Source organism: Granulicella arctica, assembly GCF_025685605.1.
Classification (GTDB): Bacteria; Acidobacteriota; Terriglobia; order Terriglobales; family Acidobacteriaceae; genus Edaphobacter; species Edaphobacter arcticus.
Genome location: NZ_JAGTUT010000001.1, coordinates 253,015 through 267,209 on the forward strand (window position 1 = coordinate 253,015; position 14,195 = coordinate 267,209).

General features: G+C 55.3%; 12 protein-coding genes. 4 read left to right on the top strand and 8 right to left on the bottom strand.

Annotated elements, in window-relative coordinates; translation table 11 throughout:
* Nucleotides 1-27: 27 nt before the first annotated feature.
* The 3 genes from OHL20_RS01025 (at nucleotide 28) to OHL20_RS01035 (ending at nucleotide 1,331) form a co-directional block, all read left to right on the top strand.
* Nucleotides 28-492 carry a Fur family transcriptional regulator gene (locus tag OHL20_RS01025; RefSeq protein ID WP_263381362.1) on the top strand — a complete coding sequence of 155 codons (465 nt, stop codon included), beginning with the start codon at nucleotides 28-30 and terminating at the stop codon, nucleotides 490-492.
* 46 nt (nucleotides 493-538) lie between these two features.
* Nucleotides 539-805, top strand: coding sequence for a hypothetical protein (locus OHL20_RS01030; RefSeq protein WP_263381363.1), 267 nt, complete (start codon nucleotides 539-541; stop codon nucleotides 803-805).
* A gap of 133 nt (nucleotides 806-938) precedes the next feature.
* Entirely contained in the window at nucleotides 939-1,331 is a 393-nt protein-coding gene (locus OHL20_RS01035) for a WHG domain-containing protein (RefSeq protein WP_263381364.1), read from the top strand.
* 9 nt (nucleotides 1,332-1,340) lie between these two features.
* Here OHL20_RS01035 and OHL20_RS01040 read toward each other — a convergent pair whose 3' ends face one another.
* Nucleotides 1,341-3,542 carry an alpha-amylase family protein gene (locus OHL20_RS01040; RefSeq protein ID WP_263381365.1) on the bottom strand — a complete coding sequence of 734 codons (2,202 nt, stop codon included), beginning with the start codon at nucleotides 3,540-3,542 and terminating at the stop codon, nucleotides 1,341-1,343.
* Nucleotides 3,543-4,072: 530 nt separating this feature from the next.
* On the opposite strand from OHL20_RS01040, the gene OHL20_RS01045 reads away from it, so the two are divergent.
* Nucleotides 4,073-5,878 (top strand): S53 family peptidase, encoded by a 1,806-nt coding sequence (locus tag OHL20_RS01045; protein WP_263381366.1) that lies wholly within the window; start codon nucleotides 4,073-4,075, stop codon nucleotides 5,876-5,878.
* A 790-nt stretch (nucleotides 5,879-6,668) separates the two neighbouring features.
* On the opposite strand, the gene kdpC is transcribed toward OHL20_RS01045, so the two are convergent.
* From kdpC to OHL20_RS01080, 7 genes are all read right to left on the bottom strand, one after another.
* A complete protein-coding gene (gene kdpC / locus OHL20_RS01050; RefSeq protein WP_263381367.1) occupies nucleotides 6,669-7,247 on the bottom strand; it encodes a potassium-transporting ATPase subunit KdpC in 579 nt (192 codons plus the stop codon).
* A gap of 9 nt (nucleotides 7,248-7,256) precedes the next feature.
* A complete protein-coding gene (kdpB, locus tag OHL20_RS01055) occupies nucleotides 7,257-9,296 on the bottom strand; it encodes a potassium-transporting ATPase subunit KdpB (protein WP_263381368.1) in 2,040 nt (679 codons plus the stop codon).
* 1 nt (nucleotide 9,297) lies between these two features.
* Nucleotides 9,298-11,085 (bottom strand): potassium-transporting ATPase subunit KdpA, encoded by a 1,788-nt coding sequence (gene kdpA, locus OHL20_RS01060; protein ID WP_263381369.1) that lies wholly within the window; start codon nucleotides 11,083-11,085, stop codon nucleotides 9,298-9,300.
* Between the two features lie 15 nt (nucleotides 11,086-11,100).
* Entirely contained in the window at nucleotides 11,101-11,346 is a 246-nt protein-coding gene (kdpF, locus tag OHL20_RS01065; protein ID WP_263381370.1) for a K(+)-transporting ATPase subunit F, read from the bottom strand.
* Between the two features lie 128 nt (nucleotides 11,347-11,474).
* Nucleotides 11,475-12,179 (bottom strand): response regulator transcription factor, encoded by a 705-nt coding sequence (locus tag OHL20_RS01070; RefSeq protein WP_263381371.1) that lies wholly within the window; start codon nucleotides 12,177-12,179, stop codon nucleotides 11,475-11,477.
* Between the two features lie 10 nt (nucleotides 12,180-12,189).
* Entirely contained in the window at nucleotides 12,190-13,671 is a 1,482-nt protein-coding gene (locus tag OHL20_RS01075) for a sensor histidine kinase (RefSeq protein WP_263381372.1), read from the bottom strand.
* A gap of 60 nt (nucleotides 13,672-13,731) precedes the next feature.
* Nucleotides 13,732-14,076: a hypothetical protein gene (locus OHL20_RS01080; RefSeq protein ID WP_263381373.1), complete on the bottom strand. Its 345-nt coding sequence runs from the start codon at nucleotides 14,074-14,076 to the stop codon at nucleotides 13,732-13,734.
* Nucleotides 14,077-14,195 lie beyond the last annotated feature (119 nt).

The window sequence follows — 14,195 nt, forward strand, 5'->3', positions numbered from 1 at the left end:
GCTACGGTACGAGCGAGCCTGATGGATATGAGTCAGAACTTAGGCCATGGTGGAAGCACCTTTCGGGATGTCTGCGCGCAGCATGGAATCGCCATGACGCACCAACGACAGGTGCTCTACGAGGTCATGCAAGGGATGGCAGGGCATCCGAGTCCCGAGGAGATATTCGCCGAGGTGCGAAGGAGAATCCCTGCGATCTCACTGGCAACTGTTTACAAGAACATCCACATCTTTGTTGAAAACGGAATTCTGCGCGAGGTGAGTCTGCACCACGGCTCTCAGCGGCTCGAAATCAGCGATCAGGATCACTACCACTTGGTGTGTTCGCGCTGCAAAGCGATCACCGATATCACCGCCGAAGATATCGAATTGATTCCGAAGCAAAAGCACCTCGGGGTCGGTTTCCTCGTGGAGCGGTACTCTGTGGATGTAATTGGTTTGTGTGCGCGCTGCCAGCATTCTGCGGAAGAAGCAACTCGCGTCGAATGCTAAATAGAATCGACGGCAAATACTAGTTTCAAACCTTGGAAGGAGTCACATGACCCTCGCCGAACGGCTTCTGCCTGAACTCGAACAGCAGCTTGCCAACACCCACAAGGTGTTAGACGAAGTGCCTGATGGACGGAACGAATTTACCCCACATGAGAAGTCGATGCCGCTCACACGACTGGCAGGTCATACCGCGGAGCTTGCTGGGTTTGTGATGCGCAATCCCGATATAGTCTCGGCGGACGAGCTGCTGAATCTTATGGTGGCAGCCCAAGCGCGCTCTGCTCTGCTTAATCCCAGGGAGTTGCCGCGGTGACGCTTCGCGCTACGGGGCTGGCGAGCGGAGTATCCCACAATGCGCCGTACAAGTACTTCGAGGTGTAATGATTTGCTGGGTGCGGTGGCTATGCTAGAGGTTCAAAGCTGGCTGCGATCTTCACTACGTTCGGATGGGACCCAGTCAGCCAGCGACGAAAGCTCAAGAGGGCGCTGCAAGCGTTTCGGAGTATGGCCGTGACTACGCAAATCGTTACCAATTGCTGTTCAGTGATCCCGCCATTGCTGAACAGGAAGGCGACCTGCAAGAAGCGGCGATGGCTTCTCTTTCGGCATTCGCACTACTCGTTGCTGAATGTCAGCAGGCTGCGATTTTGCCTGTTGTGCCCAACTCTGCCTTAGCCAGCCTGCTTTACGCTTCAGTCTATGGATTGATCGATCTCCAAGCCACCGGAGGCATGAAGACTGAGAAGGGCTTCATGAACGTGAGCGATGGAATTGCTCTACTCCTAAAGGTGCTCGCCACCGAAATAGATCCTCTGCGCCACGTCAACCAAGTCTCCTAAGCTAAGTTTCTATTGGGCAAGATCAAGAGCAACCACTTCATGCACTTCCACCTTATGCACCTCCACCAAGAGCCTGCCCTCCTCCATACGATGGGGCGCCGAGCTGCCAGATACGAGAAGCTTCACTGATGTAACTCTCTTACCCGCAGGCAAACTTATGCTTACCGTCTGCTGGCCGATCGGCAGGATCTCTCTCACCGGCCCCTTCATCATCATTGCGTTCGTCAGGTTCACCAGGTGGACGGTCATAGAATCCTTCTGCTGCCATGCCGTAACGTCGATCACGCCATGCCCCATCACCGTCACCGGCGCTGTCTGATTCGTCGCCCACACGATAGCGTTCCGCAGCAGCTTTGCATGGTCCAGTTGGAGCGAGTCCCAGAATGTCGCATCGATATCTGCGGGAAAATACACCACACGTCCTTTACCCACCTCACGCAGGTACACAGCCGCTTCCGGATTCGATACCGGTCGAGGGTAGACCGCCTCCATAGGTAAATCAGGATAACTCGGCACCAGTTGCAGCGGAGCCGACGCTGAAGGTCCCGCCGGTGTCACTACAACCCGATTAATCCCATCGATGATTCGCACTGCGTCCTCAAACCCGGTCAGCACCGGATGAAACTGCCCAGTTGCTGGATCCTTCGTCAATTCAAGATAAGAGTTCAGCATCGGCCCCTCGGTCTTCCCAGCGAACGAGACACCAAACAAACTTGCCAAGCCAAAGTTTTTTCGCCGAACGCCCCACTCGTCATACAACGACGTCTCATACGTCGCGACCACGCTGCCACCTTGCTCAACGAAGTTCTGGATCTGCGTACACTGTCTCGTAGAAAGAGCCGCAATATTCGGGAGAAGCAGCGTTCGATACCGCCGGATCAAATCCAGATCTAAGAGCTGATCATGCACCATCGCAAACGGAATCCGTGCCTCAATCAGCGCCTGATACATTCCCAGCAAGGGATTCTCTACTTTCTCCTGAGCCTTCTCGCCACCGTAAAACGTTGCGGTCTGCTGCGAATAGACCAACCCCACTTGCGCCAGGGATCTCTCATTGCGCAGGTACCGCTCATTCGCATAATGCCATGCATAGATCTCTTCGACCACCGGCATCCAACGTTTGTCGATCACCTTGGCGTTGAACTTTGTAAACCACGGTCGCAGGTCGTTTGCAATTCCGTCCGCTACCCAAAGCCGCAACTCGTTTCCATTCTCGACCGAGTCCTTCCACCTGTACTTCGACTCGATCCCTACGCTAAAGATCCCGACGATGGCCTTGTTTCCCATCGTCGCTCGATATTCCTTGCCATTCTTCCCGTTCTCCCACAGCGGCATCAGCCCGCTGCGCCCCTGCCGGTCAGCAAATAGTGTCGGCGAAAGCTCTCCTATAGCCTTCATATCTAAATCGCTCAGCGCACCCCCGCCCGCGTTCGCAATGTAACTTGCCCCTGGATTGATGGCTCGTATCTTGACGTTCCACAGCCGCCACAACTCAAAGAGCCGCTGCTGCCGCCACACGATATACTCCCGACGCGCGGGATCCTGAGGGTTTGAAGTACGTGGCAGCGAACTCCCCGAAAATTCGTGAAACTTCGTCTCACATGATTCGCAGTAGCACATGCCCGAACCGGCCCAGCGGTTCGTAAACAAGCCGTCGATTTTATAATTCCGAGTAATCTCCTCGTGGACCAAAGTCATGAAATCGAAGTTGTAGGGTCCCAGCGCACATGTAATCCAGAGCGTCGGGTCAGACGGATGCTTCCGCTTCATCCCCTTTGCGTCGACTGCGATCCACTCTGGATGAGCATCATAGGCATTTTGGTGGCAAGCGTGCGCATCCGTCCTCGCCACGACGTTCATCCCGAGCTTCCTGCAACCCGCCGCGATCTCTCCGAACGAGTCCATTGAACCCAGCCAAGCGCTCCGATGGTGCAGAGGGATCTCGGTCGGATAAAAGGCTGTCACACCGCCCGCACTCAGGCAGGCGGCATCCACGTGCAGTCGCTTGAGATAGTCCATCCAGAACGAAAGACTGTAGTTCCCTGGATCGTCATCGACGAACGCTACCTGCGCCCAACGCATCGGCTGCCCATACCAATCGCCCGCGCCCGTCCCTCCCGCAAGAGCCTCTCGCTCGAAACCCAGACCAAACATTGAAGCCCCGGTCAGCCCCGTAGCCTGTGCCAGAAACACCCTTCGTGTACTCGCCATCCATTATCCTCGCATTATTGGCTAGGAACGACACGTTTGGCCGCAGCCTTGTGCAAAGAAGCCCGCCCAGACGAATAAGTCTGCACGCACTTCTCAGTAGTTGGATATTGTGCGCGTTTCCGATCTCCATAATCAATTTCAGAAGAGATTTTTCGATCTCTGCATATCGCGATCTTCTGTGCATTTCAATCCTAGCGTCGCTCTCTGCCGACGAGTTCTGTCTCCCGTAGAACTAGAAGTGCTAGGAAAGAGTGGAATTCGGAATCGCTTCTCCGGCAAGTTCGATTCTGAGTTTCCGAAAATTACGCTGCGAAGGTGCCGATATTCCATAGTGATATTTGCTGTAAGCCGAGTTGATCTCCAGAGCTTGGCACGGCTTTATTAAGCATGAAGTTTGGCCCGCTGCAACCAAATTTCCACTATTTGCTCCAGATGGTGAATCACCGAAACGAAAAGCATCTTGGTTGCACAATTTAGAGGCTGCCAAGAGGTTGCCACAGACTTCAATTCTTGTATGTGAGGCTTTATCCATGAACACCACGGTACGTTCTTCCCTTCTTGGCCTCGCGATCCTAAGCCTGAGTGCCCTGCCTTCCACACTTTTCGCGGCAGAAAAAGCAGTCATGGCGGGCCGCGCGGCCGCCACCCAGGAGGTTGGGTTTGATGTCTACATCCCAATTCAAAAACGCGATCAGATGGAGGCCGATCTGCGGGCGATGCACGATCCCGCTTCGTCTACCTATCAGAAGTGGCTTACGCCAGCCCAGTTCAATGCGCGTTATGGCGCTTCCCCCAACCAGATCAAGGCGATCCAGAACCAGCTTGCAGGGTATGGGCTGTCGGCGACTCTCGTTAGTGGACACCATGTCCATGTAACCGGCGCAGCCAGTTCCGTCGAGCGTGCGCTTGGAACGTCTCTCGCCACCGGAACCTTCAAGAGCGGAAGGACGGCTTTGGCGGCAACTGGTAGCCTGACTCCTCCGGATGCGCTGGTGCAGGTAAACGCTGCGGTAGTCGGGCTCTCGAGCATGATCCGTATGCGGACCCAATCGCACATCTCTGCCAAAGTGACGCCGTCGGTCGAGCTGCCTGCAAATCGCTACAGCACGGCGGGCGGATACTGGTTCGACGACCTCAAACAGGCGTACAGTTTCCCGAGCTATCAGACTTACACCGGTAAGGGCATCACGATCGCCACGCTCATCGACGGCGCCTATATCCCCGCCGATATGACGAAGTACTTCACACATGAACTGCTGGCCACACCGAACTTCTCGGAGATCAACGTGGATGGCGGCTCGCCCGTCAACGATGATTCGTTCGAGACCAACCTCGACTTCCAGCAGGTCGGCGGCATGGCTCCTGACGCTACCATCATTCACTACAACATCCCCGATCTGTCGGACCAATCCATCATCGATGGATTATCTAAGATCGTGAGCGACAACAAGGCGGATATCGTCAGCATGTCGTTCGGTGGCGCTGAGATCTTCTACACGGCGGGAGATAACGAAGGCACCGACTTCACCTATCTCCTGAAGGAGGAAGATGATCTCATGGCGCAGGGTAACGCACAGGGCATCACCTTTGTGGCATCCTCGGGCGATTCAGGTGGGCTCAGCGCCATCCCGGTGAATTGCTTTAACTTTCAACCCAACTGCGGCATGGCTCTCGCTTCGGCAAACTTCCCTGCCTCCAGCCCGCACGTTACAGGTGTAGGTGGGACCAATCTCGCGACGACTTTCGATGGCGCCACACGCAACTCCGCCTACGTAAGCGAAGAGGCTTATGCCGATCCGCTCACGGAGGACATCTTCTTCGGCACCAGCGCAACCGGCAGCGTGTGGGGATCAGGTGGTGGGGACAGTGTCATCTTTACCAAGCCCATCTATCAGTTTCTCGTCAGCACTGGGAACAAGAGCTTTCGGACCGTCCCCGATATAGCTCTGCACATGGGTGGCTGCCCCGGTGGTTCGGTCTCGCCCTGCAATCCTGCAGACAGTTTCGACTATGAGGTCTACCAGAACCTCTACTACGGGGTGATCGGCACCAGCGCGTCCGCCCCGGACTTCGCCGGCCTGATGGCGTTGAACAATCAGCGGACCGGAGGACGAGCAGGCAACGCAAACTACTACGTCTACACACTTGCCCTGCTGCAGAATGTAGGGATCCCGCTCGGGGTCTTCAGGACAGGCATTCCGGGCAACAACGGCGTATTTTCTACAACTCCCAAGGGCTACAACCGTGTGCTCGGCAATGGAACGCTGAATGGAGTCAAGTTCCTTCTCGCTCCAATTCCTGCCGCGGGAGTACCACAGACCCCGACTAACCCCTAGAACTAAAGCGCAATATGATTAGACGTCAGCAATGATTGCTGGTGCATAATTCTACGTTGAGCGATTGCAATTCGAGGTGGGGCGAAGTGCTGAAGAATCTGCGGATCTTTTATGCTGCTGTGCTGCGAGATCCTTGAAGGATCCTAAAAGAGAGGAAGGCAGCTGCTGCTCGATGCCTGTTTCTTTTTGCCCTTTATCAGAAACAAATCAGAGGGAAGTGGGCGTTATCCTGCGCACTCCCTCCATATCTCAAATTAGAAATCAATTCTCAAGGCTGCATGACCGGTTCTGTTGCCTGCAGTCTCAGCCGTTTGGGGACCGGTGAGTTGACCGAAAAGCGAGTTGTCAATTGTAGTCATAGGAGGGGCAAAGCTTCTATGACATGACAAATTTATTCAGATCCTCTCGATTGGAGTAGGCGTTGTTCGATTTCTATGAGTTCCGATTGCGTGAGGTACTCAGATTGGTCGTAGGTCCTGATCGGATACACGTCCGTATCCATGTCTCCGATGGTGGTGAGCCTCCATACTACCAATCCAATTTGGTAGTTGGAGAGTTAGGCGGGAAAGCCAAGCCAAGTCGAGCGGGGTCCCTCCGTTCATCACTGTAGAAGTGCGCATATCGACCTAAGAGCTAAAGGGTGCCTTGATTGCTGAAGGATAGTCAGGCAAAGTCTGGCCAAGAATCACCTTCACTGATCCCAGATATGAGAAACACAAGCAACGTGATGCATCCAGCACGCGTGATTACGCGAGCTTATGCGACCGACCCCCAACTTTCATATGCTCTCCTACTTCCCTGTCCAATTGCTGGATCCATCCAGATCGAGGTTGAGCTCGAGGACATTGACACGCGGTTCACCAAGAAAGCCTAGCTGACGACCTTGGGTATGCTTGGCAACGAGACTGCGTACGTCCTGCTCGGAAAGATGACGCTCCTGAGCAACACGGCTTACCTGGAACTCAGCAGCAGCCGGAGTGATATGAGGATCCAGGCCCGAAGCTGATGCGGTAACGAGGTCGACAGGAACGTCTGCTCCGGGATGATCAGTCTGCGCTGCCGCAGTGTCACTCGCGACGCGATCCACGAGCTTCTTGCTTGTGGGAGCGTAGTTCGAGCCGCCGGAGTTGGCGGCATCGTAGCCATTTCCGGCTGCGGACGGGCGCGAATGAAAGTAGTTCGGCGCCGAAAAGGGCTGGCCGATGAGACGCGAGCCAACGAGTTCGCCGTCCTTCCGGATAAGCTGTCCGTTCGCCTTATCCCTGAAGAAGATCTGCGACAAGCCAGTGACAAGGAATGGATAGCCGACTCCAAAGAGGAGTGTCGTGACAATCGTGTACAGCACGGCTGTGATCAGGTTCTTGCGCATGGTCAATCCTTACGCCAGGTGAATGGCAGTGATAAGTAGGTCAATGAGCTTGATTCCAAGGAACGGAGCGATAAGGCCGCCGACACCGTAGATGAGGAGGTTACGGCGAAGCAGCGCCTCGGCCGACATGGCCTTGTAGCCGACACCGCGCAGAGCAAGCGGGATGAGGCCGACGATAATCAGCGCATTGAAGATGACGGCCGAGAGAATAGCCGATTCGGGCGTCTTCAGATGCATGATATTCAGTGCTCCGAGAACGGGGAACGTTGCGGCGAACATCGCCGGGATGATGGCAAAGTACTTCGCTACATCGTTGGCAATTGAGAACGTGGTGAGCGCGCCACGGGTCATGAGCAGTTGCTTGCCGATCTCAACGATCTCGATCAGCTTGGTGGGATTGCTGTCGAGGTCAACCATATTGCCCGCCTCTTTAGCGGCTTGCGTGCCGGTGTTCATGGCGACGCCTACGTCTGCCTGGGCGAGTGCGGGCGCATCGTTTGTGCCGTCGCCGGTCATGGCGACGAGCTTGCCTTCGGCCTGCTCGCGCTTGATGAGGTCCATCTTGTCCTTAGGCTTTGCCTCGGCGAGAAAGTCATCTACGCCTGCCTCGCGGGCGATGGCCGCAGCGGTAAGTGGGTTATCGCCAGTGATCATGATGGTCTTGATCCCCATAGCGCGGAGCTGGGCGAATCGCTCCTTCATGCCACCCTTGACGATGTCTTTGAGATGGATGACACCGAGCGCACGACTGTTTTCGGCGACAACGAGCGGCGTGCCTCCGGACCGGGCGACAACCTCGACGGCACTGCGAACCTCGTCCGGCATTGTACCGCCGTTCTCCTTGATGAAGGCGGCAATGGCATCGGTGGAACCTTTGCGGATGATGCGGTTCTGCATGTTGACGCCGGACATGCGCGTCATAGCCGAGAAGGGTACAAACTCGACCTGGAGATCTGCGAGTTCACGGCCGCGCAAGCCATACATCTCCTTGGCAAGAACGACGATGCTTCGTCCTTCCGGAGTTTCGTCTGGCAGTGAAGAAAGTTGGGCGGCATCGGCAAGCTGATCGCTGCTGATGCCAGGAGCAGGAATAAACTCGGAAGCTTGACGGTTTCCAAGAGTAATGGTCCCGGTCTTATCGAGCAGAAGAGTATTGACGTCGCCGGCAGCTTCGACCGCGCGACCTGACATGGCAAGGACGTTGTATTGCACCAGCCTGTCCATGCCCGCAATGCCGATGGCCGAGAGCAAGCCGCCGATGGTTGTAGGAATGAGACAGACAAGCAGTGAGATCAGGACAAAGACAGTCTGCGGTGCGCTCGAGTAGATCGCTATTGGTTGGAGGGTGACGACGGCCAGCAGGAAAATAATAGTCAACCCGGCCAGCAGGATATTAAGCGCAATCTCGTTCGGCGTTTTCTGACGTTCGGCGCCTTCGACGAGGGCGATCATTCGATCCAGGAAGGTCTCGCCAGGGTTCGAGGTGATACGAACCTTGATCTGATCTGAGAGGACACGGGTTCCGCCGGTGACAGCAGAGCGATCGCCACCAGCCTCGCGAATGACAGGTGCAGACTCGCCAGTGATGGCAGACTCATCGACCGAGGCGACGCCCTCGATCACTTCGCCGTCGCCTGGGATCATGCCGCCGGCAACAACCAGGCAGATATCGCCCGAGCGAAGGTCGGAGCTGGGAGCCTCTTCGGGCTGTCCGTCACGCTTGATGCGAATGGCAGTCGTCTCTGATTTGGCGAGCCTGAGCGCGTCCGCCTGCGCTTTGCCGCGGCCCTCGGCCATCGCCTCGGCGAAGTTGGCGAAGAGGACTGTGAACCAGAGCCAGAGGGTGATCTGGAGATCGAAGCGCAGAGTATGATGACCAGCCATTACATTGCGGACGACGTAGATGCTGGTGATGATGCTGCCGACCTCAACTACGAACATGACTGGATTCTTCATCATGACGCGGGGATCAAGTTTGACGAAGGCGTCTCCGAGAGCACGACGAATTATCTTGCTATCCCAGAGGGATCGTTTGCGTGTGTTTGCCATGTTAGTAGACCTTGCCGACGTGCAGGAGGAGATGTTCGAGAATGGGACCGAGTGCGAGCGCGGGGAAGAAGGTTAGGGCGCCGACGATCACGATAGTGCCCACGAGCAGAATCGTGAAGAGGGCAGTGTGAACCGGGAACGTCCCGGGCGAAGGAGGCACGAGCTTCTTTTGAGCGAGATTGCCGGCGACCGCCAGCATGGGAACGATCATCAGGAAGCGACCAATCAACATGGCTGCAGCAAGAGATAGGTTGAACCAATGCGTGTTAGGACTAAGACCCGCGAAGGCAGAGCCGTTATTCCCGGTGGCGGAGGTATAGGCATAAAGGATTTCAGAGAGGCCGTGCGGGCCACCGTTTGCGAGCGATGCGAGGCCGACGTTGGGCATCATCAACGTGATTGCTGAAAAGCCGAGAATGGAGAGTGGAAAGATCAACGTGTAAAGCATCGCCATCTTTACGTCGAAGGACTCGATCTTCTTACCGAGATACTCTGGCGTCCTGCCGACCATTAAGCCAGCGATGAAGACAGCCAGAATGACGAAGATCAGCATGCCGTAGAGACCTGACCCGACTCCGCCAAAGATAACCTCACCAAGCATAATGTTGACCAGCGGAACGAGACCGCCGAGCGGCATAAATGAATCGTGCATCGCGTTGACCGCCCCGCAGCTTGCGTCGGTTGTCACCGTCGCAAAGAGAGCAGAGTTGGCAATGCCAAAGCGAACTTCTTTACCCTCCATATTGCCGCCTGCCTGGAAGGGTGAGGCATGCTGGTCGATGTGCATGGCCGCGGAGTGCAGCAGCGGATTGGCCTGTACCTCTGCGTAGTAGGCGACAAACACACCCACGAAGAAGAGTGCCGCCATCGCTGCAAAGACCGCCCATCCATGCGCGGGGGCACGGGTCATACGGCCAAGGGTTACGGTCAGACCCGCAGGGATGATGAGGATGGAAAAAATCTGTACGAGGTTCGAGAGCGGGGTGGGGTTCTCAAACGGGTGTGCACTGTTTGCGTTGAAGAAACCGCCGCCATTAGTGCCGAGCATCTTGATGGCTTCCTGAGAGGCAACCGGACCTTGTGCGATGGATTGCGTTGTGACGGTCTGGGTGGAAGACTTTCCGTCCGCGCCCGTTGTCATTATGGTCTGGGCCTGAACCAGCTTCGCCTGATCGTACGGGCGGAAGTTCTGGACAACTCCCTGTGAGACCAGCAGGAGTGCGTAGACGACGCAGCCAGGAAGCAGAACCCAGAGCGAAGCACGCGTTGTATCGACCCAGAAGTTACCAAGCGTCTTCGATTCCTTACGCGCGATGCCGCGAATGAAGGCGACCGCGAGAGCCAAACCAACCGCCGCTGAAAAAAAGTTATGGTACGCCAGCGTGAGCATCTGCGTGAGATAGCTCATCGTGGCTTCAGGCACATACGACTGCCAGTTGGTGTTCGTCGTGAAGGACGCAGCCGTATTCAGCGCAAGGTCAGCGGGCACATTTGCTAGTTGTTGCGGGTTCAGCGGAAGCACATGCTGGATGCGTTCGATCAGGTACGTAGCCAGCATGGTAACGAGGCTAAAGAGGAGCATGGCGGTGGCGTATTCGGTCCACCGCATCTCGTGTGCTTCGTCGATGCCGCTGACCTTGTAGAGCAACCGCTCGATCGGCCTGAAGATCACATCGGCGAAGGTGCGCTCGCGTTCGAAGACATGGGCCATATAGACGCCCATGGGCTTCGTACATACCAGGACGAGAGCAAAAAGAAAGCAAATCTGAAACCAGCCGTTGGCGGTCATGAGTACGTAATCCTGTTAGAACTTTTCTGGCTGTAAGAGCGCGTAGACGAGATAGACGAGAAGGGCGACGGTGACAAGGCCAAGCAGGATGAGCTCCATAGCTACTTCTCTGCTTTCATGCCGAGGCGTTCGCATCCGGTGGTATAGGCGATTGCTATTGCGAAGAAGGCCACGCTGGCCAGAATGCATCCGAGATCCCACATAGAAAGCCTCATTCGGGAGCCAGGTCGTAGGCTCGACAGCAGCCTCGTCCCTGTCCATCCCCAACAGTCTTCCTTTCGCCGTGAAGAAGGCATAAGGATTGACGAATGTTGCTGGTTTTGGTCAAGCTTTCTCAGATACTCGAAAAGAGTCCTGGATAATAGCGATAGCGTGCCAGCCGTTGTTCTTTAGAGATCTTGAGCCATCCCTGACTGAGCGTCAGAAAAGACATAGCCAAGATAATTCACCGTTTTGAGATAAACCGGGTGAGCAGGATCATCTTCCAGCTTACGTCTCAATTGCAGGATGAACGTACGAAGGTACTCCCGTTCCTCCCCGTACTCTGATCCCCAGACAGCACTCAGCAGTTTGGAATGCAAGATAGGCTCACCGGCATGAGTCATGAGGTAAGCCAACAAGTCAAATTCGGTAGGTGTAAGCCGTATCTCATGACCGTTTTTCTTGACAAGTCGATGAGTCGGATGGAGCTCGAAGATCCCGATGCGGATCGCTTCGACAACGGCAACGTTCGGCGTACGATGCCGACGCACAGCAGCCCGTATCCGCGCTGCCAGTTCAGGTATCTGGAACGGCTTTGTGATGAAGTCGTCGGCTCCGGCATCGAGAGCTTCAATCTTGTCCTCTTCGCGGTCCCGCACCGTCACCACAAGGATGGGAAGCAGAGGAAACTCTTTTCGTACCCGCCTGCAGGCCTCCACTCCACCCATGCCAGGCATATTGAGGTCCATCAGGACAGCATCGTAGGCCACCATGCGGAGCCGCAGCAACGCCTCCTCACCAGTGGAGGCCTCGCCGATATCAAAGTGAAGGGCGGAGAGCGTAGCACGGAGACCACGCCGAACCGAGGAGTTATCTTCCACCAAGAGAACCATACCGATTGTGCTATCCATTTCGCGTCCCTTTGTAATGCTGCAGGGTGAAAGAAAAGGTCGTAATGCCGTCCTTCGAGAGTGCTCGAACTGTGCCCCCATGCGCCTCGGCCATCTTCTTGACGATCGAGAGACCAAGACCTGTGCCTGTCGGACCATGTGCCGCATCAGGGCTTCGATAGAACCGCTCGAAAACGCGTTCCCGCTCGTCTGCGCGGATCGAGGATCCAGAGTTCTTGACAGCAAGCGTCGTTTCGAATGCATCTTGGGTGATCAAGATATCGATGATGCTGCCCACGGAGGAATATTTCAACGCATTGTCTATCAATTGAAGAATCGCTAACTCCACAAGCTGCCGATCAACTTCAATGTCTACCAGGCCGCTGTGTGCCACGATCTTCAGCCTGCTTTGATTCTCTAACGTCTGCTGCTGAATCGTATTTTCAGCAAGAGCGACGACTGAAAGTCTCGTGCGCCGAAGACGAATCTCCTGGGCATCGAGAGTTGCAGTCTGCAGCAGCCTTGTTGTGAGCTTTGCCAACATCGCTACTTCTTCGTCGATGATCGACACAAGCTCAGTCTGTGTTTCTGTCATGTGACCAATGGCTAACAACCCGGAACTGGCGGTTTGTATAGCTGTGAGCGGCGTCTTGAAGCCGTGTGCCAGCCCATCCAGAACGGCTGTGCGTAGCAGTTCGGTATTTCGCGCTGCTTCGGCGCGATTCTCCTGCTGAAGCGCGCGCGCACGTTCAAGAGTGAGCGCCGCCAGAGAGGCTACCGCGTCTGCCAGGAGTGGGTCCACTTCCCACCGATGCAACACCATCATCCCGATTGTTGTCGTTCCAAGCTTCAACACACGAATCGATGTCTGAGCTTCAATATCGTCCCGATCGCCCTGTTCCAACTCATGTTGACCGTGCTTCGTTGCTCGCAGTTCATTCTTGGGAAAGGTTGGAAAGGTTGCATCCAACGTCCAAAGATCAACCGACTCTGCCTTGAGCAGTTCTCGTATTAGATCCGCAAGCTGATCGATTACAGAGCTTCTCGAATCGATCAAAAGAACGGCACGGCTCAGCTCGTACAAGGTTGCAGTTCGTGCACGCTCCATCTCCGCCAGCTTCGAATGCAAACGAACTTTTGACGATAGCCGACTCACCAGCAAGGCCGCCGCCTCAAAGGTCGCCAGCGATAACCAGTTGTCAGGATTACCCACAGAAAATGCGAAAATAGGCGGGGTGAAGAAGTAATCGAGACAGAGAACTGATGTCACCGAAATGACGGTGGCTTCGCCAAACCCCCAGTGAAGAGCAACCAGGACAACAAGAAGAAGGTGGAGGGATCCCGCCGCTGAAAGATTGAAGTGAAACAGAAAGGCTACACAGGCCATCGAGCACGTGAGCGTAACAGCGACGAGCCCCATCAGTAAGCGAACCGGCAGGGTTCTAGGCAATCGCCGTAACGCGAAGTACTCCAAACTGGTCAGAGATGCTTTCATCGTCCTCTATCGTACTCATCTTGCCATCTAACTTCTTAGATGTTTTTGCTTATAAGTTCCTTATGGGTGCGCGGCCGGGAGGTACTGCAGAGCTTCGCGGTGCGAATCGATTTCGGGAGGAATCAACTCACTTTCATCGATCTCGCCAAGTTCTCCTATAGCGGTAGCGGCTCCAGCGTTCCCCTCGTGCTGAACAAAGACGGAAACGGGATTTATTTCGACGCAAGAGTCGACGGTATCAAGGGGCGCTTTCAGCTGGATTCCGGTAACCAAAATGGGCTGTTTTAGAATGACGGTTTTGTCAACAAGCACCATCTTCAGAAGAAGCTGAACGCAACGCTGCTTGGCTATACCGGCAAAGGTTTGGGTGGAGACGCGCCCGACGCATGGTTTGTAAGGCTCCATACTCTTGAACTGGGCGGTATTGCTTTGCCGACCCTGTGGTGCGGCTGGTCACTGGAAAAGATGAGCAAGAGCTGGCGGGGAACATAGGTCAGAGAACCCTAACGCACTTCACCGTAACC